This window comes from Variovorax sp. LjRoot290 (genome assembly GCF_964253985.1).
Taxonomy (GTDB): domain Bacteria; phylum Pseudomonadota; class Gammaproteobacteria; order Burkholderiales; family Burkholderiaceae_C; genus Variovorax.
Genome location: NZ_CAXURW020000002.1, coordinates 1325561 through 1347285, shown reverse-complemented (window position 1 = coordinate 1347285; position 21725 = coordinate 1325561). Strand labels below are relative to the sequence as shown.

Sequence of the window (21725 nt, the reverse complement as noted above, 5' to 3'; positions counted from 1 at the left end):
AAACCAGTATCGCAGAGAGTCCTTGTCGCGTTCTTTGACCCGCACGCCGTCCTGACTATGCTGCTGTCGTGTTTCGGTACATTGCAGGCCACGCGTTAAATCAGGATAATGCCTCCTATGGCAAGTACTCCAACCTCAGATCCCGATGCGGTCGTGGATCGAGTCCAGCGACTCGGTCAGCGAATCCGTGCGGCCCGCACGCGCCGGCGGCTGCGGCGCGAAGACTTCGCGCAGCGTGCGGGCGTTTCCCGATCGACGATGGAAGCCATCGAGCGCGGAGAGGTGAGCACGGGAATCGGCGCGTACGTCAAAGCGCTCTGGGCGCTCGGTCTCGACGAAGAGGTTGATCTCCTCGCGGATCCGGGATTGGACCGCGACGGCCTGGCGCTGGAACTCTCGACCCAGACCAAGCGGGTGCGCGTGGGAACGAAGGTCGACAATGACTTCTAAGCGCAACGAGCCTCCGGCCAACCAGGCATACGTTTGGGTGTACCTCCCAGGCGACGTCCATCCAACCTTGTGCGGGCGATTCAACAATGAAAAGACCGCCGCCGGCGGCGTGGGTAAGTTCGTTTACGCCAAGTCCTATCTGGCCCTGACCCATGCGCGTCCGATCGATCCCGTGATGCTTCCGCTGCGGGCCGGCGAGCATCCGACGACAGCGCAGCTCGGGTTCTTCGGCGTGTTCGTCGACGCATCGCCCGACGATTGGGGCCGTGGGGTGATCGACCTGATGTACGGCAAGCCCGAATCGCCGGTTGGGTACCTACTGCGCAGTCAGGGTGACCGGGTGGGGAATCTCGATTTCAGCGAAGCGCCAGAAGTGCCGCCCGTGCAACGCGCCCTTCCGGGGCGCGACGTGCTCAAGGCCGCGGTCGGTGTTCTTGCCGGGATCGAACGTGGACGTAAGGAAGACCCCTCTCTCGAGAATTGGGTCCGACCGAACACGGCGATGGGCGGAGCCAGACCAAAGCTGACGATCGCGGACGAAGCCTTCCAGTGGCTCGCGAAGTTTCCATCTCGCCACGATGACCCGGAAGTTCCGGTGGCACGCCTCGAGCATGCCATGCACGCGCTCGCTCGGCGCTGCGGTATCGATACGGTGGATTCGGAGATCGTCACGATCGACGGGGCCGAGCTCCTGCTCGTGAAGCGATTCGACCGGACCGCCGTGAAGAACGAGGACGGCGCCACAGCGTGGAGCCGCGACGCATTCGTGAGCGCGCGGACGGTCCTCAGGTCCTCGGGTGTCAACGAGAACTCCTATACCGGCAGCTATCCCGGCCTGGCGCGCGATCTGACGCGGTGGAGCGCCAAGCCGCTTGCGGACAAGCACGAACTGTTCGGACGCATGGTGTTCAACTGCGTCGTGTCCAACACGGACGACCACGATCGCAACCACGGCTTCGTCGCCGATGAAATGGGCGACGGATTCCGTTTGTCCGGTGCTTACGACATGGTCCCTCGGATTCCGACAACGCAGAGGCGCGTTCAGGCGATGCGCGTGGGCGACGACGCGGAACCGACGCGCGACAACATCCTCAGCGAGTGCGCAAGCTTCGATCTGTCGCACGCGCAGGCAGCCGAAATTCACGACAGTATTCAGGCCACCGTGCGCCAGAACTGGCGACAGTGCTTCGCCCAAAGCGGCCTGAGCGAGGCGGCGATCGAGAAGTTTTCCAGTTGCTTTCCACCTACGTTGAAACAGGTCATCAGCCGAGTGGCTCGCTCTGGACTGGCGGATGCCGAAGAGGCCGAAGGTAGTCAACGAGAGGGACGCACGAGCGGCGGGTGAGTACTTGAACGACCATTCGCGTGAATTCTGCACGCTCAACCTAGCGCGATCAGCATCGGAGGCGACAGACTCGTCGGATCAAAACTCTGAATCTTGATCGATGAGCTCGAAGTCTCTCGTGTTGGTTGCTGCGGCCTCCATTCTGTTCACCGGCTGCACCTTTCAACCCCGAGCCGCGGCGCCAGCTCCCGCAGCACCGGTGGCGACTGCACCCTCCCCCGGCCCAGCTCCCGCGCTCGCACCCACATCGAAGGCCGATGCCTCGAAGAACGCTCGCCAGAAGGGATCAGCCTCTGCCGGCGCTCCCGGCACGCTGGACTATCAGGCGATCAAACTGGCGATCAAGAAGGAGAAGGGGGATGGAGGCTCGGACTGGCTCCATGGGAAGGTAGCCAAGCTCGATGCCAAGAACCTGGGCAGGGTTCTTTCACATCAACAAGCGCGACAAGATCTACTTCACCTGCACCACTCGCGCTCCTGGCTTCAAGGCCGGCATGATGACTGGCACGATCCTTGGCCCCGAGATCTATGACGACGGCTCGAACGCGGTCGTGGTTTCTCTTCAGAACTGCGCCGCGGCCTGATTCACTATTTGACACTCGCCGGCCATCTTGGCGGCGCCCAGGCGGCGCTCCACGAGCCGCTCACGCGTCGGCAGGTCGAGGTTCTCCGATGGACGGCCGACGGCAAGCCTGCGCTGACGCGTTTCGTCGCGATCAGGCGGCGATGCGCTCGGCTGGACGCTATCGACGGCCGGTGAGAGGTGTCCCAAAACCTTCGCACACCCCACCGCGACCCGTCGTAGGTCTCGCGAGCTGTTGCCCGGCATTCGATGGATTCAGGCCTTGATGTGCTTGGCAACCACGCGGCCATGGGCGCGCTGAGGTGCCTTCTTTGCGGAATGGACAGCTGCGCGCTGCACGGCCTCAAATGCGTTGTTTGCCGCCTCGACTGCGCTACGCATGACGGCAACCGCACGGGCACTGGCAACGCGCGCGGCGGGCGCCTTGAAATTCGGATCGACTGCCTTGAGTGCTTCCGGCATCTTTGCGGCGATCGTTATCAGCGTCTTCGCTGCGCCCGTGGGCTCGCGACGGCCCTGTTCCCACTGCTGCAAGGTGCGCACAGAGACACCGAGCAGTTCGGCAAACGCGGCTTGCGACAGGCCCGCATTTTCGCGAGCTGCCACGACAGGGGTGTACACCTTGCGCGTCTTCCCGGCGCCCATCTCGCGCGCCGATTGAACGAGCAAGGCTTCGAAGTCCTGGCCGGCTTCAAAGGCAGCCAGCTCGGCATCACTCAGAGGCTTTTTCTGCGGCATCACGCAACTCCTTCAACGTTTCGCCGGAGATCGAATCAAGGTTCGCTTTGGCGTAGATCAACAACAGAACGACTTCGCCGGCCTTCTTGCGGTTGAAGTAGACAATCCGCACGCCGCCACTCTTGCCCGATCCAGCCCGGCTCCATCGCACCTTCCGCACACCTCCCGATCTCTTTACCGGGTCTCCATCGTCTGGGTTCGCTGCGATGTAGGCTGCGAACTCGCCGCGCTCTTCCTCCGTCCAATAGTTCGGCCAAAGCTTCTGGAACGTCGGCGTTTCAACGACCGTCAGGATGTTCGAAGTGTACGCCAATGGCGTAGTTCCTGCCGATATACTCAGGCGGCGACGCGCTCGCCTGGCGTGACCGAGGTGGGTGCCGGCGCGCGCCAGGTCGGATCGACCTGGAGGAGGCAGGCAATGAGCATCTCGCCGTCGAATTCCATCGGGGGTCCGGCGCGTTGTGCGCGCAGGCCGGCGGCGCGCAGGATGCGTTCAACCGCCGGGGGCGAAACGCTGATCAGCTGGGTCGCGCCGCAGCGGGCCGCCAGGCCCATGGCCGCCTCCAGGACCTGCAGCGCGAGCGGGGAGGCGAGCGAACGGTGGAAGTCCCGTTTCGCCGACTCGAGATCCACCGCCGCGAAGCGCGAGAGCTCCCACATCTGCGGTGAATGCGGAAACCGCGCGCCGCCCAACAGATCGGGGAACACTTCCTTGAGCAGGTAGGGCCTCGGTCGACAGCAGTCGGGTCGTGCCGACGATCCTGCGCTGGGTGTCCAGTGCCACCACGTACCGCGTATCGCGCCGGTCGAACTCGTCGAGTTCAATGCGCTGTCGCGCAGGAAGCTTCCAGCCCAGACCTTGCACGAAGACGCGATGGCGGTAGTGCGCCAGATCGAACAGCATGCCTGGCGGGACATCGGCGGTGCCCGTGATGAATTCCATGTGCGACCCTTCTTGTCCGAAGTGATCGAATTACAGCGAGGCAGCGGGCAGGGCGGCACTACCGGAATTGGTAGGGGCTGAACACACGATCGTCCCGTCCGACACCACGGATGCGCTGCCGCTCACCACAGGCTGACCGGATCGCGCGCGCTCTCGGAGGTCACGAGGACGGCCAGGTCGCTTGATGGCCGCACGTGAATGCACTCCGAAATGCTCGCGGGCGACGAACGCAAGCTGCGCCCTTTGCACGTGCACCGCGTCACGCATGACCAGTCCCAAGTCACTCGAAAAGCCCACCAGCCTGCGCGCCATGAAAGCGCCTTGAGGGACTGCCGCAATGACCGCAGCTGACGCGAAGACGCAGCAAGAATCTTCGTGCGCGCGTGCCGCGACACGCCCGCAGCGCACCAGCGCGCCGCCGACGCTCGACAACGATCTTGCACACCAAGCAAGTGCGACGAGGTCCTCACCGCGCCCGCTCCTCGGCGAGTCGGGCCTGTGTGTCGCTGAGCAAGTGTGGAGGCTTTTTGCGCACCAAGCAGGAGTTGATTCGGCGCGTTGTCGAAGAAAGACTTGGCTTCCGATTTCCAACTTCTCTTGCCATGTCCTTCCTCCTTTTTCGATCATTTGCCGCGCGCCTGTTGTGCGTTTTCGGCGCGCTCGCCTGCGCCGGCGCCGCCTTCGCGCAATCGTCTGGTGCGAGTCGCACCGATCCCAGCCCACCGGGCACCTCGAGCAACCAGCCGGCGGATCTGAACTGGCCGACGCGACCGCTGCGCCTCATCGTCGGCTTTGGCGGCGGTTCGTCGCCGGACTTCGTTGCGCGCACCCTGGCCATCCCCATGGCGAGGGCGCTGGGCCAGCCGGTGGTCGTCGAGAACCATCCGGGCGCGAGCGGCAACATCGCGGCGGACATCGTCGCGAAGTCCACCGACAGGCACACGGTGGGCATCCTCATCAACGGCAACATGACCATTGCCAAGGTCCTCAATCCGGCGACCCCCTACGACCCGCAAAAGGACCTGGTGCCGCTCAGCATCATCTGCACGGCGCCCTTGGTGCTCGCCACGACGTCGGAGGTCTCGAAGGCCGACGCCCGCGGCTTCCTCGACGCCGCGCGCGCTGCCGGCAGCACCTGGAGCTATGGGACGCCCGGCATCGGCACGATCGGCCACCTTGGCATGGAGCTCCTCAAGGCCCGCACCGGGATCGGCGCCGTGCACGTGCCCTACCAGGGCAATCCGCAGGTCATCACCGGCCTGGCCAGCGCCCAGTTGCAACTGGCGCTCCTTCCGCCGGGCCTTGCCGAAGTGCAGGTCAAGGCCGGAAAGCTCCGCGCGATCGGCGTGACCTCGGCGCGCCGCTCCGCACTCGTGCCCGACTATCCGAGCTTGCAGGAAGCAGGACTCAAGGATTTCGAGCTCGAGATCTGGACTGCTGCGGCAGCCCCCGCCAGCCTGCCCACCCCGATCGTCCAGCGCCTGACCCAGGTCCTCTCGGAAGTCATCCGCTCCCCCGAGGTGCGGCAGAAGCTCTTCCAGCATGGCTACGAGGCGGCCGGCATATCGGGCGAGGCGCTGGTCCGCCGGGTGAGGGCGGACACGGCAGAGCTCACCCAGATCATCGCGAGCCAGGGCATCAAGCTCGAGTAGGGAGACCCCCATGAACCCTGAACAACCGCGCCCGAGCGGGCGCCAGCAAACCACGGCCGCGGCCAATGACGCAGCGTCTGCCATGCAGAACGGGAGCGCAGCCCCTGCCGACAGCAGCAACGAGGAAGCCCAACAGATCCTGCAGGCGCTGCGCGACGAGCTCGACGCTCTGGACAGGACGCTGCTCGAGACCCTGCGGCAGCGGCTTGACTGCTGCTGCCGGATCGGCCTGCACAAGCGCGACCATGCGATCCCGATGATGCAGCCCCACCGCATCGGGGTGGTGCAGGAACGGGCGGCTGCCTTTGCCGCCGAGCACGGCATGAGCCCGACGTTCCTGCGTGCGCTCTACGAGCTGATCATCACGGAGACCTGCCGCCTGGAGGATGCGATCATCGGTGTGCCCGCAGCGCCTGCATGAAGCCGCCCATCTTTCATTCAGACCAGAGCCGGTCGCGGCATCGCCGGCAGCTCGCGAAGGCCGCGAACCCCGCAATGGCAGCCGTCGAGGACGACCAACTGTCACCAGTCATGCTCTACTGTTAAAGCACATGCTCACTTTCTCGACCTTGGGCCTCGAGGGCAGCAACCACCACTTCGTTCTCCAGCAGTACCTTGCCGCGCATGGCATCGCGGAAGTCTCTCGCATCGTGCTGTTCAACGACTTCCATGCCGGCGCACGTGCGCTGATTGCCGGCGAGGCGGACTATCTGCTTCAATGCGCCGTTCATCCCGCGGCCGCCGAGATCACGGGCACCTATCGCGCAGCCATGGTGGTGGTCGACGCCTTCATTTCCCCCAGCCGTCCCATGGCGCTGGTAAGGGCCATGGGAAGCGGGGAGGGCACCGGCAAGGTGGGCGTGCAGCCCGCCACGCAGTCCTATGCCGACCTTTCCGCCTGGCCGACCGTCGTCCATGAGCCCACGGTGCTCGCGGTCCAAGCCGGCCTCGCCGAAGGACGCTACGAAGCGGGCGTCGTCTTCGCGTCCTTCGCGGCGGCACACGCTGAGCGCTTTGAGGTGATCGAGCCCATCGGCGCCATCTGCGACGCATGGATCGTCTACGGGCGCGAAGCCGTGGATGAAGGCAGGGCCGTTGTCTGGAAGGACAGCCCGGTCGCACGGCAGTTCCGGACACGAGGTGGGCCTGGCGACTGTTGAAGCCAAATGAAGACCTGGGTCTTCTAAGGCACGCGATCGGCGTCAGGGCAAAGCACGTGCTCGCGAGGCTGAGCCTGGGTCGGGGCTTCGTTAAAAGGCGCCGCGGTTCGGCTGACGGTCAACCCGAACGCTTCGAAATCTTTGAATAGCGCTGATCCACTCGCTTCGCTAAGTCGCCCGGCGCAATTTGCAACGCACCCGCGAGCTTCCAAAAAACGCTGACAGTGGGCTGTTTGCGCGCAACCTCGATCAGCGTCACGAATGGGCGATCGATCTCAGCTTCCCCCGCTACGTCTTCTTGAGTAAGGCCGAGTTCAAGCCTCCGCTCCTTGAGCACAAGGCCAAGAGCTTCAAGGAGGAGCGCATTGCGGCTGGGTCGCATTGCGCGTGACTTTGGCGTGGCTGTTGACAAAAGACACGTGTCTATAGATAACATAGCCTGTGCCAACCTCAAGCCTCTTTTGCTTATCCAGGCCCGCGCTTCGGCCTCATAGGGACAAGTTCATTCGGCGGGTGGGCGTCTTCGAGCTTTGGCGCCGCGGAGCAGGGCGGAGCCTCGCCACTGCAAGGGTCGGTTGGTTGTTCGTGACTCTGCGATCGCGGACTGGAACACTGGTATGAGTCTTAGAGAGGTCGCTTCTCCCTTCCCGACGGCGCGCCCGCTAAAGCTGCCGGTCTTGCCGTCACACGGCCGGCCTGCCCACGGAAATGAATCAACGCGCAGCGCCGCTACATGCGAAGTCGGCGCTCAGGTGCGGACCCTGCGACTCGCGGCGGGGGTCTCGGGTGGCAAGGTTGCAGCCGCCTCGGGCATTTCTTCATCCATGCTGTCTCGCATCGAGCGGGGCTTGGTGTCTCCATCGGTTGAGACCCTTTACCGCATAGCCCGTGGACTGAACGTTCCGATCTCGCGGTTCTTCGGCGATCAGCCAAGCCGAACCGACTTTTCACATGTGCCGGCCGGTAGGGGAGTGCAGGTGGACCGCGTCGGAGCCGTTGCTGACTACCGCTATGAACTGATCGGCCACATCCTTTCGGGAAACCTCTTCGTCGAACCCTACCTTGTGACCCTTCTGCCTGGCGCCGAGCCCTATGTCACTTTCCAGCACCCGGGTCTAAAGTTCTTGTACCTGTTGTCGGGCGAAGTGAGCTATCGGTATGGGACAAGGGTGGTCCAACTCAAGGTGGGAGATTCACTTCTCTTTGATGCCACGGCCTTGCATGGGATCGAGGCCGTTGAGGCGCAGCCCGTGTCGTACCTGTCTGTCGTGTTCACGCTGCGCGGATAGTTCCAGAGTCTGTTGCCGCTTCAAGTGTCCTTACCTAGCCCGTCGACTGACATGGGTTGTTTAGAGCTCACGGCGCGCAGCGATCGGGGCTTATCGACGATGGCGATCGTCCTGCGTTTCGCGACAAGGCCCGACTACCGCTTTAGACTGATTGCGCCCACTCGCGCGGCGTCGGTCGAACGACGGTTCGAGCGGAAACCAGTCGTTGAGACGTACCGGGTGAGAGCGTCTTCCGCCAACAGTCTCCCCTGCGCTGCTCAGCCAGCTGGATCGAACACCCTGAGGAACTCGCGTCGCGTCTTTGGCCCGTAGGTCCTGAAGTGAGGATCGGGTTTCTCCAGGTAGGCCATGCGCTTTCGGGCGACCGAGTCGCGGGCGGTGTATCGCTTCACTTCCGTCGGCGTCAAGCCGTACACGTTCGCGGCGTTGAGACCGAATATCTTGGCCCGCAGCGCAGGCGTCATCTCCGGATAGCCATGCCGTTCGCGCAGTTCCGCCGAGATCTGGAACGTCCGGAAGGCTTGGATCTGGTCCTGCGGTGAGCCGTACCAGATCGAATCCGTGCCCCACAGCACGTTGTTCTCGCCGCACGCGACGATCAGTTTTCCCAGGGCGTGAGCCGCCTGTTCGGGGTCACGCATTAGGAAGCGCCACGTGCTGCCCAGCTCCGCATAGACGTTGCTGTTCGGCTTGACCTGGTGTTTGCGCAAGGACGTAATCAGCGTGTCGATGCCGTCGCTCTTGCCGCTCGCGTCGTAGGCCTTTTCGGTCACCGTGCTGACGAAGCCCGAGTGATAGATCAGGAAGTTCACGTCCGGGTAACGCCTGGCGACGACGCCGATGTCGCTGCACTGGCTGTGCTCGTAGGAGCGTGGTCCGAACGGCAGGCCCTTGTGGATGCAGATGTTCTTGACGCCCAGTGCGCGAGCCTTCTCGATGAACCGGATGCCGACGTCGTCGTGCAGGAAGTAGCCCTTGCCGTTCGGTCCATACTGCGTGTAGGTCTTCCAGGCGCTGATGCCCCACTTCTCGTGCAACTCGTCCATGCCCTCGAGGTCTCCGGGCTGGTTCGGGTTGACGCGTCCATGCAGCAGCAGCCGGTGCGTTCCCTCGAGCTTGTCGACCAGCCGGCGGACCTCGTCGGCGGCCTGGATCGTGACCGGTTCGGCGTCGCGAGCGGAGGGTACGAAGGACAGCACCATCACGTCGGTGTCGCTGTCCATGAACACGTCCTTGAGGAAGACCTCCGCGCCCTTTGAATTGCCTTTCGGCGTGTCGATGAAGTGGCCCTGGACGTCGAGGATGAACTCCTGCCTGGCGGGGCCGACCTGCGCGCGCGCGAGCTGCATATCCAGCACCGCGTCGCTGGGCAGCTCGAAGAAGCCGCCGGTCCTTCCGGCCGCGGCATTGGCCGCGTTGAAGGCCAGCAGCGTGCTGGCTGCGCCACAGGACGAGGTCAGGAACGCTCGCTTCGAGCATCCCAGTCGCTTCGCGTTGGTTGCCGCGGCCTCGTGTGCGAGGCGGTTAGCTTCGATGTTCGCCGGCCACAGCGACACCGGTGCGAACTCGCCATTCGAGGTGCTGTCGAGCTTGATGGGAAGGCGCTTGCCCTCAGGGTCGCTGTCATGCATGGTGGTCCCCCGGTTTGATCAAGAAGACCCGCCGGCCCGCCAACGGCGCCATGAGCCCCTTGGTTTCGACGAGACCTCCCGATTCTGCTCCGCGCCGCGGGGGCTCGGCCCTAGAACACAAGCTAGGTACTCCCGCGGGCGGGCTGTGCTGTGTGTAGAACGCCTCGAGAGTGGCAAGAAGACTGAAGGCGGACGTTCCGGGTCCGGGGAGCGGAAGATTGCTACGGCCTGAAGCGGGCCTCGATCTCGTACGGGGGGTGATGGGCCAACCTGGATCGTGGTCAGCTATTCACCGCGCGTCGTCCGCGCCTTCTCGAGTTGCTTGAACCCGCCACTCCCTCTTGTCGGCGACCTTACGACGCAAGCCCCAACGTCCTGATCAGGTTCGACTCGTATCGCGCGCACGCGGGCAAGCTGAACCCATTTGACCCGGACTCAAGGTCAGCAAGCAGCTACTGAGCCGTCAGTGGAAGCCCGCGAGCCAAGGACAGCAACCGCTGCAGAGCAGCCGGCCGCTTGGTCGTTGTCCAGAGCCGCTACCGCGGCAGATCCGAAAGCGAGGTAAGCATCTGGAAAGCCGCCACTGCCAAATGGCGGCCCCGTTGGTGATCTTGGCAGAGAGACCCGATGAGCTTCTCCGAGCCAACTATCCGCCAGTCACAGACATGTGGCGGACCAGCCTGACCGGCAAGGCGCGCCCTTGAAGCGAGAAGTCGTGGCCCTTGGGCTTGTGTGCGATGGCATTGCCAATGGCCTGGTGCAGCTCTGCTTCCGCCATGGGGCCGCGCAGCAACTCTCTGAGGTCGACACCGTCTTCGTGCCCGAGGCAGGTATAGAGCGTGCCCACGGCCGTCACCCGCACGCGATTGCAGTCGCCGCAGAAGTGCTCTGTGAGAGGCGTGATGAAGCCGATGAGCCCGCCGGTTTGCTCAAGCCTTGCGTAGCGCGCGGGGCCGCCGCTGCGGTTGGGCACGTCGGTGAGCGTCCACCGCTTGCCGATCTCGCGGCGAAGCACGTCGAGCCCCAGGAACTGGCTCCCCCGGTCAAGACCCGTCTCGCCCAGGGGCATGGTCTCGATCAGGGTCAGGGTCATGCCCCGGCCGTGCGCAAATTCGATGAGCGTGTGGATTTCCTCGTCGGTGATGCCACGCAAGGCGACAGCGTTGAGCTTGACCGCCATGCCGGCCGCTTGCGCAGCTTCGATGCCCTCGAGCACCTCGCCGAGCAATCCGCCACGGGTGAGCTGCGCGAAGCGCTGCGCATCGAGCGTGTCCAGCGAGACATTGACTCGCCGCACGCCGGCCGCGGCAAGGTCGTGCGCAAAGTGCGCCAGCCGAAGGCCGTTGGTGGTCAGGGTGAGTTCGTGCAAGGAGCCGTCATGCAGGCAGTCCGACAGAGAACGGAACAGATCGATGACGCCCTTGCGTACCAAGGGCTCTCCGCCCGTGATGCGCAGCTTTTTCACGCCACGCGCAATGAAGAGTCGGGCGATTCGATCCAGCTCCTCGATCGTCAGCAGCTCCGGGCTCGGATGAAACCGCATGTTTTCGGACATGCAGTAGACGCAGCGCAGATTGCAGCGGTCGGTCACGGAGAGGCGCAGGTAGCTGATTCGCCGCTCGTAGGTATCGACCAGCGGCATCAGCGAGACTTGGCGTTGATCGATCAGCATGGGTGTTCCTCGCGGGCGGCGGCGTAGAGATGCTCCAGCGACACGAACTTTTCCCTGGGCTTGCCGATGGCCGCGCCACGCGCAACCTCGGCCTTGTCGATCCGCGCCCAGTCCCGGAAATCCAGGTACTTCCCCAGGTATTGGGCCGGCCTGCCGGCATGCAGTTGGTGCCCGGCTGTGAGGGCGCGATGCGCCAGCGCGGGCAGATCGGCCAGCACGGCCTGCGCCGTTTCGTAGCTGCAGGCGCGGTTGGTGCCGATGGTGCCTTGGGGCCCGCGCTTGCACCAGCCGCAAACATAGAGGCCTTCCACCACTTGGCCGGCACTCACGACCCGTCCCTGGAAATTCGCATGTGTCCCCCGGCTTTCGTCGTAGGGCACGCCGCCGATCGAGCAGGACCGCCGGCCGATGCTGGAGAACACCAGGCCGCATTCGATGCCGACGGACGCCGGCTCCAGGCTCGCCGCCCAGCCTCGCGGCCTGTTGAAACGAATGCAGTCAACGGAGGTGGAGCCTTCAATGCCCTGCGGCTCCAGGTGAAAGCGGAAGACGCAGCGCTTGTCCTTCGCAGGGTGTACACCGGCAAGGCGCTCCAGCATGGCGATGGCCGCCACCTTCTCGGCATCCGTTCCCGCAGGAGCGGCAAAACTGCCGGCACGAATGTCGGCGGCATCCACCAGCGCGTCGCACGAAGGAAGTTCGCCGATCTCGTGCAATTCCTTGGGCGAAAAGCGAATGTCCGTGGGCCCACGGCGCCCGACGATGTGCACCTCGCGCACGCGGCTTTGGGCCAGGGCATCCAGCGCATGGGCGGCGATGTCGGTGCGGCGCAGTTCGTTCACGCCCTTGAGCAGGATGCGCGCCACGTCGAGCGAGACATTGCCCTGGCCGACGATCACCGCGCGTTCGCAGGACAGATCGAAATGGCAGTCCTTCTGGTCCGGATGACCGTTGTACCAGCCGACGAAATCGCTCGCCATGTGGCTGCCGGGCAGGCCCTCGCCAGCGATATTCATGCGCCGGCCCAGCGGTGCGCCCGTGGCCAGAACGACCGCGTGGTAGCTCGCGAGCAGATCGTCGACCGACACGTCAGTGCCGACTTCCACGCCGCCGACAAAGCGAAACCCGGGCATGGCCGCGATGCGGTCGAACACGGCGGTCACCTGCTTGAGCTTGGGGTGGTCGGGCGCCACACCATAGCGGACGAGTCCATGGGGCACGGGCAGCCGCTCCAGCAGGTCCACGCGCATGGGCAGCGCCGAGCGCAGCAGCGCCTCGGCCGCGTAGAAGCCGCTGGGGCCCGCGCCCACGACGGCCACCCTGAACGACGCAGACAACGTAGCGGCGCCGGCATCGCTCATAGGCCCAGCTCCGCGCGCCGCGCTTCGGCGGTGGGCAAGGGTGGCAGGCGATCGGCGATGACCGGCGTTTCTGCTGACCGAACCCGGTTGATCTCGATCCATTGCGCCTTGTCGACGGGAAGAAGGAAGGAGGCCTGGATGGCGCCCACCGGGCAGGCGGTGGCGCAGCCTCCGCAGTCGATGCAGTTCTCCGGATCGATGTAGGTCATCCGGTCGTCCATGTGAAAGCACGTGACGGGGCAGACGGTGACGCACTCGGTGTAGCGGCATCCGGTGCAAAGGTCGGTGACAACGTAGGTCATATGCGATGTGGGAGCGGTTGGGAAACGAGCGCGGGCTCAGATGGCAACAACTTGCACCAGCGCGTCGGAGAAGGTGGGCGCGCGGCCCAGGTCCGCGAAGGCGATGGGCGTCAGCGCGTGCACCGTGGCGCCGGCCCGGTTCGACCGATGCCAGTAGCCCGAGGGCGCCATGACAAGGCCCGGCGACACGTCCGCCGACAGCGTGGCCTTCGCCTCGAAGGCGCCCCGGTCGTTGAAGATGCGGATCGGCGCTCCGGCAGCAATGCCCCGCGCGCTCGCGTCATCCGGGTGCAGGAGCACCAGTTGTTCCTCGCCGGCCTGGGCCTGCTGGGCCGGCAGATTGCCGTAGTTGGAGTTGAGAAAGGCGTGGCTCTTGGGCGAAATCAGACTGAGCGGATAGCGCCGCGCCAAGTCCGCCGCCGTTGCCGGGCTCTCGTTGGGCGCGATGTAGTGCGGCAGCGGGTCCACCGGTTCACCCGACTGCTGGCCGCCATAGCCCTGCCTGAAAAGCGGCACCACGAAGTTGCCGCCCTCCGCCATGGAGGACTTGAATTCACACTTGCCGGACGGGGTCGGAAAATTCCCTTCACGGTGCGGCGCCCAGTCGCCAGGTGCGGGCATGTTCAGGCGCATGAAGCCTTTCTGCTTGAGCTCCGCCAGGGTGATTCCCTCGAGCACCGGGCTGCTCCAGTCCAGCGACGCCTCGATCATCTCGTCGTCTGTCCGATGGAAGAACGGGTCGTCGATGCCCATGGCCATGGCCAGGCGCCTGAAAAGCTCGGTGTTGGACACCGCTTCGCCCAGCGGCTCGATGGCAGGGTTGTTGTAGGACAGGTAGAGGTGGCCCCACGAGAACATGATGTCCTTCTGCTCGAGCTGGGTCGTGGCCGGCAGCAGGATGTCCGCGTAGCGCGCGGTATCGGTCATGAAGTGCTCGCTGACCACGGTAAAGAGGTCTTCCCGCGCCAAGCCTCGTTCGATCTTGTCCTGGTCGCTGACCATAGCCATGGGGTTGGCGTTGTAGACGAACAGCGAACGGATCGCTGGGGCCAGCTGCAGCTCGCCGGTCAGCGCCGCACCGAGCCGCCATGAGTTGATCACGCGCATCGACTCGGGCTGGAGGTCCGGCCGCATCAGGCCCGGCCAGTTCACCGGAAAGGCCCAGATCGGCAACTGCAGCAAGCCGCCGCCCACGTGCTTCCATGCGCCGATGAGTGCGGGCAGGCAGGAGATGGCGCGAACGGTCTGCCCGCCGCCGGCGTGGCGTTCCACCGCAACGCCGATGCGCACCACCGCGGGCGGCGTGGAAGCATATTCCCTCGTCAACTTGAGGATGTCCTCCACGGGGATGCCGGTCTGTTCGGCAGCGAACTCCGGCGTGTACGCCTGAACCCTCTCGGCCAGCTCATCGAAGCCCAGCGTGTGCTGGTCGATGTAGTCACGGTCGATCAAGCCTTCCTTGATAAGGATGTGCGCCATCGCCAGCGCCAGCGCGCCGTCGGTGCCCGGCCGGATGGGGATGTGCCAGTCGGCCAGGCGGGCGGTGCGCGTGCGCACCGGATCGATCACGACCAGCTTGGCGCCGTTCTTTCTTGCCTGCTCGATGAAGGGCCAGTGGTGCGAGTTGGTGCTCAGCGTGTTGCAGGCCCACAGGACGATGTACTTGGAATGCACGAAGCTCTCGGGGTCCGCGCCGGGCGTGTGGCCGATGGTCATCATGTAGGCGGTGCACGAGGCCGAGTCGCAGAAGGTCCGCTCGCACACCGTGGCGCCCAGCTTGTTGAACAAGGGGTCGCCCACGTTCAGGCCGTTGAGGATTCCCTGCGTTCCCAGGTAGCTGTAGGGCAGGATCGACTGCGGGCCGTCCGTGGCAATGAGCGCCTTCCAGCGGCTGCCGATCTCGGCCAGCGCCTCGTGCCATGAAATTCGCTCGAACTGGCCGCTGCCCTTGGGCCCGCTGCGGCGCATGGGATGGAGCAGCCGCTGGTCGCTGTAGACCCGGTCCTGGTAGTTGTTGACCTTCACGCAAAGCCGGCCGCGAGTGAAGGGGTGATTCGGATTGCCGCGCACCGCCACCGCCTTGCCGTCGTCGACGGTGGTCAGGATCGAGCAGGTATCGGGGCAATCGTGTGGGCAGGCGCCCACGACAACATGTCGGGCCATAGGGGTCCTTTCTCTCCAGTGCTTCACGTGGGGTAGTGGTGGAGCAAAGTCTGGCGAGCAAGGGGGCCAAAGTCCTTATCCCATTGCGCTATTTACTTTTCCTGGTGTGCGGATGAAGATTCGGCACGATTCCTGCTGACTTTTCTCCCCACGATCAATTTCCAGACCCGGTCGAGCACCATGTTCGGGCACTCGTTGGACAAGTACGTCAACAGCACGATGCACCAGACCTCCAATGCGTTGGGCTGGTCGAACATCCTGGCCGAGCGGTGGACGCACGCGCCTGGTGAACTGCCCCGGCTCGTGCCGCGCGCAACCGAAGTGGCGATTCAACTGAGCGGGCAGACGCTGGTCGACCGCGCCGGCGGTGGCCGGCGCGAGCACACACGGGGCCACCGGGGGACCATCTGGCTGTGCCCCGCAGGCGTCGAGGAGGAATACATCAACGTGGTCGAGCCCATCGCCGACTGCCTGCACCTCTTCCTGCCCGGCAACCCCTTCGCCGAGACGGTCCAGCGCGAGTTCGACATCGACCCGGCCAGGGCCGGCCTGCGCTACCAAGCCGTGGACCACGACCCGTTCGTGACCATGATCGCGGACCAGATCGTTTGCGAGTTGTCCAACGAAACGGGAGTCGGGAGGCTGTTCGTCGAAAGCCTCTCGGTGGCGCTCAGCGCCCACCTGCTCAAGAACTATTCGGAGTTGGGCCTGGCCCGGCCGCTGGTAGACAAGGCGCCCAAGCCGCTGGACAGCCGGCGCCTGTCGCGCGTGGTCGACTTCATCGACGGCAATCTGGACCAGGACTTCACGGTGGCCGAGCTGGCGGGCATCGCCTGCATGAGCGTGGGCCACTTCACGCGCAGCTTCAGGGCGGCGACGGGTCGGGCGCCGCATGCCTTCGTTGCCGAGCGGCGGCTTATGCTGGCCAAGCGCCGCCTGCGCGAGGAGCGCTGCTCGATCGAGGACATTGCGCTCTCGGCCGGCTTCTCGTCGCTGGCCAACTTCTCCAAGGCGTTTCGCCACTCGACCGGGTTGTCGCCCAGCCAGTTCAGGGCCCGCACAAGCGTTTGAGCCTGCATCCGAAGAGGCGGCAGGCGGGTCCTGCTCCACCAAGGCTCACCACCGAGAAGGGCGCGCGGCCGGTGCCGTCAGTGCAGGAAAGTGCGGAAGCACTTCTTCCGCGAGTTCCTGGAGCAGCTCGCGCACCGGCCGCTGGGCGAACTGAATGCCGAGGGCGGCGTGGTTGACGCCGGCCGCACGCCATTCTTCAAGCAGGTCGAGCAGCCCCTTGCGGCCCGTGCGGAGCACGAATCCTCCCGAGCCACACGAGATCTTTCCGATTGGATGGACACGCAAAGAAGAGCTCGATCCAAGACCACCTTTTCCAAGGACGAGCTTGAACTGGCGATCGAGCAAGGGTTCGCTCAACGACGCCGAGCACGGAAGGGTGATGAAAACGGCTGGAGGGGCATGACGGTTCATGGCGCAAAGAACCGAGAGTTCGACGATGTGATCGTGCTATGGCCGGCGGCGATTGGAGGCAGCGACGACCAGAAACGTCGACTTCTATACAACGCTGTAACACGCGCGAAGGAGCGGTGCCTTGTACTCGTGCAGGCCCAGTCAAGCCGCGGCCAAGCTCCTTTCGCGTGACCTACTGACCGTCCAGAATGTCAATGGGGCACGTATGACGATCGCGCATCCCCATTTGCTTTCCTTCTACGTTTCGAAATGCGACTACAAGCGCGATGGGCGCGGGTACCGTCGTGCCTATAGAGGACGGCCATAGAGACAAGCACTGCGTAGGATGCAGCGGGCGACGCGTTAACCGCGGCGGGCCGAGCTAGGGCAGAATGCGCGCGGCTCAGACTGGAGCGAGGATGAACGATTCCGATCTGCAAGAACTACAGGCGATAGTCCACCGGAAGCTTGGACGCTTCCTGCTTCGCGTGCAGCGCTATGAGATGCTACTGAAGGCCCTGGTCATCGATAGCGTCGCTTTCGGAACCGTTGAGACGGCGCCCCTGAATCAGCAGCGCCGGAAGGAGCTGTTCGGCTCCAAACCGATGGGGTACCTCTTCGACGAGATCAAACGCACGTACCTTCGAGAGTTGGGTGCCCCGGCCCCTGAAGAAGCCGAGGAGCCGCACGTCGATCCGGACAAACCGGTCTTTCGCACGCGCTTTGCCCTGGAGTTGCCCGCCGAGGAGCTGGAGCAAACGAGGGCGAGGCTCGACGAGTTCAAGGAGCTTCGCAATCGCATCGTCCATCATTTCCTTGAGGACCACGACCTGCTCACTCAAGTCGGATGCCAAAAGGCTATCACTGTGCTTGAGGAAGGCCTTGCGACTGCGCAATCGTCATATGAGGACATCCTTCAGTGGGCGAAGACGGCGATAGAGGCCCAGAAGCACTTTGCGGCGTTCGTGCAGAGCCCAGAGTTCGACCAACTCTTTCACGGCATCTTGCCGGACGGTACGGTCGACTGGCCGAACAGCACTGCCGTCGTGCTGCTGCGCCGGCAAGAGCAGAACACCGCTCCAGGGGAGATGACTCGCCTTGACACCGCGCTCGAGGCGATTCGGGCCACTCACCCAGAGCATCGGCCGCCCAAGTACTTCTGTCAAAACTGGAGCGAGCTCCTCAGAAAGTCCGGCCAGTTTCATGTTCGAAAGGAGAGAGGAAGTGTGGAACGGCAGGGCATTACCTGGTATCGGAGCCTCGGGCCTACTGAACTTCGATAGATGGTGGGCAGGTGAGCCGAGGCCGACCTTCTCCAACATCTGCCGAGGTATTTGCAGCCGCAGCGCTCGGCATCTGGCGCTGACAGCACAGCAGGAACTATGAAGGTCCCCAGAGCGCCAGCTTGCAGACGTCCGTGCTTGTCAACTTGGAAGACCGCTTACGCTGCAGACTTGCCTTCCGACGGTCGCTTGCGAAGGGCAGGGTAGGGGACCGGAGCAGTCCCCGCAGACAGCGAACCGGTTCAGTTACTCGAATGCGATGGCCCGTACAGGCCTGTTCGGATTCACCGGCCGTGTCGCGCATCGGGCGTCGCGTCGATCGAACTCAGCTGAGTCGCTTCGCCACTTCCTTGCTTCCTTGCGCGCCGCCTCGTTCTTCGCCATCTCGTTGGTCTTGTCGATCACCTTCCCGATCCAATCCTCGAGAGGGGGAGATGGGTGCTCCGTTGGCCTGGCGTAGCAGGCTTCGGAGATTCTTCCTTCGTCGCGATGGCGGTCGAGCTCGGTGCGGAGGCGTTGTGCGATGCGTATCGACGGATGTGTCCTGCCATTGTTGGAAACATCGCAATGGCGCGTTCGGGCTTGTAGGCCATCGTGTCGGCGGCACAGGCCATTGCGATGGGCGACTGCGACATTGCCATTGGCGCGGGCTCCAAATCGATGAGCCGCAGCGCGCCATGATGGGCAACGCACACCTGATCGACTACATGGTCGACATCCTGCACGATCCGTGAGAGAAGATGCATATGGCATCACCACCGAGAACGACCAGCCATTCTCAGAGTGGCTGACGGCGCATAGAACGGAATCCGCGGCGCGCTGCGCAATCGATGTTCGCGTCAGGCCATGTGCGGATGCCTCGCCGCCTCGTAGAGCCTTCGCGCCAATGACCGGTGCTGCGCCAGCATCGGCGCCAGGTCCATGTCGACCAGCTTGCCGTCACGTACGCGCACGCGCCCGTTGATGACGTTGAGCGCCGCATTCACCGCGTGACAGAACACGAGTGAGGCGACCTGATCATGGCTTGCGCCTGCATGCGTCACGCCACGCAGGTCGAATGCCACTAGATCAGCCGCCATCCCCGGTGCCAATGCGCCGATGTCGTCGCGGCCGAGAACCGCGGCGCCGCCCAGCGTGGCGATCTCCAGCGCCTCGCGCGCAGTCAGCGCGGCCGGCCCGAAGCCGACGCGCTGCAGCAGCAGCGCCTGGCGCGCCTCGCCCAGCATGTGCGCTCCATCGTTCGATGCACTGCCGTCGACGCCCAGTCCGACGGACACGCCCGCGCTGCGCATCGAGCGGACGGGGGCGATGCCCGACCCGAGCCGCATGTTGGAGCACGGGCAATGCGCGACGCCCGTCCCCGTTCGGGCGAACAGGGCGATGCCGGCAGGGTCCAGCTTGACGCAGTGGGCGTGCCACACGTCGTGGCCGACCCAGCCCAAGTCTTCGGCGTACTCGGCGGGCGTCATGCCGAACTTCTCTCGTGAATAAGCGATGTCGTTGTCGTTCTCGGCCAGGTGGGTGTGCAGTGACACGCCGTACTCGCGCGCCAGCAAGGCCGACTGGCGCATGAGGTCGCGCGATACCGAGAACGGGGAACACGGAGCGAGCACGACCCGCCGCATGCTGTGGCGCGAGGGGTCGTGCCAGCGCCTGATGAGACGCTCGCTGTCGGCCAGGATGGCGGCCTCGTCTTCGACCACCGAATCCGGCGGCAGGCCGCCGTGGCTGCGGCCAACGCTCATGCTGCCGCGGGCGGCGTGAAATCGCATGCCCATGCGCTCGGCCGCCTCGATGGAATCGTCGAGTCGCGCTCCGTTGGGAAAGATGTAAAGGTGATCGCTGGTGGTCGTGCAGCCCGACAGCATGAGCTCGGCCATGGCGGTCTGCGTGGAGACACGGATCATCTCGGGCGTCAGGTGGCCCCACAGCAGGTAGAGGTTCTCGAGCCAGCCGAAGAGTTCGGCATCTTGCGCGTCCGGAACCACGCGCGTGAGGCTCTGGTACATGTGGTGATGCGTGTTGACCAGGCCCGGCATCAGCACATGGCCGTGCAGGTCGACGACCTCCATCGAGCCGCTGCCGGCTGCATCGCGCCAGGCCGCGGGCAACTCGCTGGTCGCGCCGACCCAGGCAATGGCGGGACCTTCGACGACCACCGCGCCGTCGGCGATCTCGCGACGCTGGGCGTCCATGGTGACGAGCACATCGGCGTGGCGAAGCAGCAGGGGGCGGGAGTTCTCGGAAAGCTGAAACATGTCATTCACTGCCATGGGAGGTGCTGGCGGCCAGCGCGAATGCGCGGTCCTTCGACAGCACGCCGTGATAGAAGAGATTCAAGAGCACGGCTGCACACGTGCCGAGCACGATGCCGCTGTGCGTCAGCGGATGCGTCCATGCGGGAAGATGCTGGAAGAAGTTGGGCGACAGCGTGGGGATCAGGCCGAGACTGATCGAGATCGCAATCACGTACAGCGCGTGACGATTCTTCGCAAAGTCGACGGCGCCCAGGATCCGCACGCCGGTTGCCGCCACCATGCCGAACATCACAATGCCTGCACCTCCGAGCACGAAGGACGGGACCGACGCCACGAGGTGCGCCACCTTGGGCAGCAGTGCCAGCAGGATCAGGAACAGGCCACCCATGGCTGCGACGTAGCGCGAGCGGACGCCGGTCACCGTGACCAACCCGACATTCTGCGAGAAGGAGGTGTACGGGAAGGTGTTGAACACGCCGCCCAGCACGGTGCCGAGGCCATCCGCACGCAGGCCGCGCGTCAGCAGCTCCGGCGTCATGCGACGGCCGGTGATGGCACTGAGCGCAAGGAACATGCCGGTCGACTCCACCAGCGTGATCAGCATGACGATGCACATGGAGACGATGGCCGTGAACTCGAAGCGCGGCATGCCGAAGTGCAGCGGGGTGGTCAGGGCGACCCAGTTCGCCTCCGCAAGGCCGTCGAACTGCATGAGGCCGAACGCCAGCGACACGCAGACCCCGGCGACGATGCCCAGCAGGATCGCGATGTTGGCGATCAGGCCCTTGCCGAAGCGCGTGATCGCAAGCACAACCAGCAGCACGAAGGCGGCGATGGCAAGCTTCGCCGGATCGCCGTAGTCCGGGTTGGCTGTCGCATGGCTCATCCCGTCGATCACGCGGCCGACAGTCGGCTGGCCTCCCGCGGCCCAGTTGATCGCCACGCCCATGAGCGAGATGCCGATCAAGGTGATGACGGTGCCGGTGACGAGCGGCGGGAACACCCCCAGCAGGCGCCCCATCAGGGGCGCGACCAGCATGCCGAAGATGCCCGCCGCGATGGTCGCGCCGTAGATCGCGGGCAGTCCGAGCGACGGGTTGATGCCGATCGCGATCATCGGCCCGACGGCGGCGAAGGTCACGCCCATCATCACCGGCATGCGGACGCCGAAGCCCCAAAGGCCCAGGGCCTGGATCAGCGTCGCGATGCCGGCGGCAAGCAGGTCGGCGTTGATGAGGAACGCGATGTCCGCCTTGGACAGGCCGAGCGCCCCGCCGACGATGAGCGGCACGGCGACGGTGCCGGCGTACATGACCAGCACGTGCTGCAGGCCCAGGGCCGCGCAGCGCGGAAGCGGGATCTTCTGGTCGACCGCGTCGCTGCTCGGGTTGTCTCCGGCATCGGTCGTGTGAGTGGTAAGCATCTGGATGACCT

21 protein-coding genes and 4 pseudogenes are annotated in these 21725 nt (G+C 64.6%); 11 read left to right on the top strand and 14 right to left on the bottom strand.

Translation table 11 applies throughout. The features are described from left to right. The first annotated feature begins 108 nt into the window (after positions 1-108). The 3 genes from ACSQ9A_RS35455 to ACSQ9A_RS35445 all read left to right on the top strand — a co-directional run bounded on the left by ACSQ9A_RS35455 (position 109) and on the right by ACSQ9A_RS35445 (position 2379). Positions 109-450 (top strand): helix-turn-helix domain-containing protein, encoded by a 342-nt coding sequence (locus tag ACSQ9A_RS35455; protein WP_436307418.1) that lies wholly within the window; start codon positions 109-111, stop codon positions 448-450. Beyond that, positions 440-1795, top strand: a complete 1356-nt coding sequence (locus ACSQ9A_RS35450) for a type II toxin-antitoxin system HipA family toxin (RefSeq protein ID WP_436307417.1) — start codon at positions 440-442, stop codon at positions 1793-1795. The genes ACSQ9A_RS35455 and ACSQ9A_RS35450 overlap by 11 nt, the downstream gene beginning before the upstream one ends. A 401-nt stretch (positions 1796-2196) precedes the next feature. Further along, positions 2197-2379: a hypothetical protein gene (locus ACSQ9A_RS35445; RefSeq protein ID WP_436307416.1), complete on the top strand. Its 183-nt coding sequence runs from the start codon at positions 2197-2199 to the stop codon at positions 2377-2379. A gap of 254 nt (positions 2380-2633) precedes the next feature. On the opposite strand, the gene ACSQ9A_RS35440 is transcribed toward ACSQ9A_RS35445, so the two are convergent. The 4 genes and pseudogenes from ACSQ9A_RS35440 to ACSQ9A_RS35425 form a co-directional block, all read right to left on the bottom strand. After that, positions 2634-3116 carry a helix-turn-helix domain-containing protein gene (locus ACSQ9A_RS35440; RefSeq protein WP_436293158.1) on the bottom strand — a complete coding sequence of 161 codons (483 nt, stop codon included), beginning with the start codon at positions 3114-3116 and terminating at the stop codon, positions 2634-2636. Beyond that, the gene (locus ACSQ9A_RS35435; protein WP_436293159.1) at positions 3091-3429 is read right to left on the bottom strand and encodes a transcriptional regulator; all 339 of its coding nucleotides are present in this window, start codon (positions 3427-3429) and stop codon (positions 3091-3093) included. The genes ACSQ9A_RS35440 and ACSQ9A_RS35435 overlap by 26 nt, the downstream gene beginning before the upstream one ends. A 23-nt stretch (positions 3430-3452) precedes the next feature. Beyond that, on the bottom strand, positions 3453-3824 hold the full coding sequence (locus tag ACSQ9A_RS35430; RefSeq protein ID WP_436307763.1) for an acyl-homoserine-lactone synthase: 372 nt from the start codon (positions 3822-3824) through the stop codon (positions 3453-3455). A gap of 67 nt (positions 3825-3891) precedes the next feature. Continuing rightward, a pseudogene (locus tag ACSQ9A_RS35425) lies at positions 3892-4020 on the bottom strand (N-acylhomoserine lactone synthase); the annotation flags it as partial. A gap of 641 nt (positions 4021-4661) precedes the next feature. Here ACSQ9A_RS35425 and ACSQ9A_RS35420 point away from each other — a divergent pair. The 3 genes from ACSQ9A_RS35420 (at position 4662) to ACSQ9A_RS35410 (ending at position 6871) form a co-directional block, all read left to right on the top strand. Further along, a complete protein-coding gene (locus ACSQ9A_RS35420; RefSeq protein ID WP_436307415.1) occupies positions 4662-5711 on the top strand; it encodes a Bug family tripartite tricarboxylate transporter substrate binding protein in 1050 nt (349 codons plus the stop codon). A 10-nt stretch (positions 5712-5721) separates the two neighbouring features. Further along, positions 5722-6132: a chorismate mutase family protein gene (locus ACSQ9A_RS35415; RefSeq protein ID WP_436307414.1), complete on the top strand. Its 411-nt coding sequence runs from the start codon at positions 5722-5724 to the stop codon at positions 6130-6132. Positions 6133-6262: 130 nt separating this feature from the next. Further along, positions 6263-6871 (top strand): hypothetical protein, encoded by a 609-nt coding sequence (locus ACSQ9A_RS35410; protein WP_436307413.1) that lies wholly within the window; start codon positions 6263-6265, stop codon positions 6869-6871. Positions 6872-6989: 118 nt separating this feature from the next. On the opposite strand, the gene ACSQ9A_RS35405 is transcribed toward ACSQ9A_RS35410, so the two are convergent. After that, positions 6990-7253, bottom strand: a complete 264-nt coding sequence (locus tag ACSQ9A_RS35405) for a helix-turn-helix domain-containing protein (RefSeq protein ID WP_436307412.1) — start codon at positions 7251-7253, stop codon at positions 6990-6992. A gap of 361 nt (positions 7254-7614) precedes the next feature. Between ACSQ9A_RS35405 and ACSQ9A_RS35400 the strand changes: the two are divergent. Further along, positions 7615-8160: pseudogene (locus ACSQ9A_RS35400) on the top strand (helix-turn-helix domain-containing protein); the annotation flags it as partial. A 257-nt stretch (positions 8161-8417) separates the two neighbouring features. On the opposite strand, the gene ACSQ9A_RS35395 reads toward ACSQ9A_RS35400, so the two are convergent. The 5 genes from ACSQ9A_RS35395 to ACSQ9A_RS35375 form a co-directional block, all read right to left on the bottom strand. Continuing rightward, complete coding sequence (locus tag ACSQ9A_RS35395; RefSeq protein ID WP_436307411.1) at positions 8418-9791, bottom strand: amidohydrolase family protein; 1374 nt, start codon at positions 9789-9791, stop codon at positions 8418-8420. A 646-nt stretch (positions 9792-10437) separates the two neighbouring features. Next, a complete protein-coding gene (gene moaA, locus ACSQ9A_RS35390; RefSeq protein WP_436307410.1) occupies positions 10438-11463 on the bottom strand; it encodes a GTP 3',8-cyclase MoaA in 1026 nt (341 codons plus the stop codon). Further along, complete coding sequence (locus ACSQ9A_RS35385; RefSeq protein ID WP_436307409.1) at positions 11457-12824, bottom strand: FAD-dependent oxidoreductase; 1368 nt, start codon at positions 12822-12824, stop codon at positions 11457-11459. The genes moaA and ACSQ9A_RS35385 overlap by 7 nt, the downstream gene beginning before the upstream one ends. Further along, complete coding sequence (locus tag ACSQ9A_RS35380; RefSeq protein WP_436307408.1) at positions 12821-13126, bottom strand: 4Fe-4S dicluster domain-containing protein; 306 nt, start codon at positions 13124-13126, stop codon at positions 12821-12823. The genes ACSQ9A_RS35385 and ACSQ9A_RS35380 overlap by 4 nt, the downstream gene beginning before the upstream one ends. A gap of 36 nt (positions 13127-13162) precedes the next feature. Further along, positions 13163-15289, bottom strand: coding sequence for a molybdopterin-containing oxidoreductase family protein (locus ACSQ9A_RS35375; RefSeq protein WP_436307407.1), 2127 nt, complete (start codon positions 15287-15289; stop codon positions 13163-13165). 180 nt (positions 15290-15469) lie between these two features. On the opposite strand from ACSQ9A_RS35375, the gene ACSQ9A_RS35370 reads away from it, so the two are divergent. Next, the gene (locus tag ACSQ9A_RS35370; protein WP_436307406.1) at positions 15470-16360 is read left to right on the top strand and encodes a helix-turn-helix domain-containing protein; all 891 of its coding nucleotides are present in this window, start codon (positions 15470-15472) and stop codon (positions 16358-16360) included. Positions 16361-16405: 45 nt separating this feature from the next. On the opposite strand, the pseudogene ACSQ9A_RS35365 reads toward ACSQ9A_RS35370, so the two are convergent. Continuing rightward, positions 16406-16606 (bottom strand): annotated as a pseudogene (locus ACSQ9A_RS35365) (LLM class flavin-dependent oxidoreductase); the annotation flags it as partial. On the opposite strand from ACSQ9A_RS35365, the gene ACSQ9A_RS35360 reads away from it, so the two are divergent. Then, the gene (locus ACSQ9A_RS35360; RefSeq protein WP_436307762.1) at positions 16511-16942 is read left to right on the top strand and encodes an ATP-binding domain-containing protein; all 432 of its coding nucleotides are present in this window, start codon (positions 16511-16513) and stop codon (positions 16940-16942) included. The pseudogene ACSQ9A_RS35365 and the gene ACSQ9A_RS35360 overlap by 96 nt on opposite strands. A gap of 227 nt (positions 16943-17169) precedes the next feature. Continuing rightward, positions 17170-18033 carry a hypothetical protein gene (locus tag ACSQ9A_RS35355; protein WP_436307405.1) on the top strand — a complete coding sequence of 288 codons (864 nt, stop codon included), beginning with the start codon at positions 17170-17172 and terminating at the stop codon, positions 18031-18033. A gap of 246 nt (positions 18034-18279) precedes the next feature. Here the strand turns inward: ACSQ9A_RS35355 and ACSQ9A_RS35350 are convergent, their stop codons facing one another. Next, positions 18280-18438: a hypothetical protein gene (locus ACSQ9A_RS35350; RefSeq protein WP_436307404.1), complete on the bottom strand. Its 159-nt coding sequence runs from the start codon at positions 18436-18438 to the stop codon at positions 18280-18282. A gap of 183 nt (positions 18439-18621) precedes the next feature. Here ACSQ9A_RS35350 and ACSQ9A_RS35345 point away from each other — a divergent pair. Next, positions 18622-18764 (top strand): annotated as a pseudogene (locus ACSQ9A_RS35345) (acetyl-CoA C-acyltransferase); the annotation flags it as partial. A gap of 108 nt (positions 18765-18872) precedes the next feature. Here ACSQ9A_RS35345 and ACSQ9A_RS35340 read toward each other — a convergent pair. Together ACSQ9A_RS35340 and ACSQ9A_RS35335 are read right to left on the bottom strand one after the other, a co-directional pair. Next, entirely contained in the window at positions 18873-20306 is a 1434-nt protein-coding gene (locus tag ACSQ9A_RS35340; RefSeq protein WP_436307403.1) for an 8-oxoguanine deaminase, read from the bottom strand. After that, positions 20293-21714, bottom strand: a complete 1422-nt coding sequence (locus ACSQ9A_RS35335) for a nucleobase:cation symporter-2 family protein (protein ID WP_436307402.1) — start codon at positions 21712-21714, stop codon at positions 20293-20295. The genes ACSQ9A_RS35340 and ACSQ9A_RS35335 overlap by 14 nt, the downstream gene beginning before the upstream one ends. Between the last annotated feature and the right edge of the window lie 11 nt (positions 21715-21725).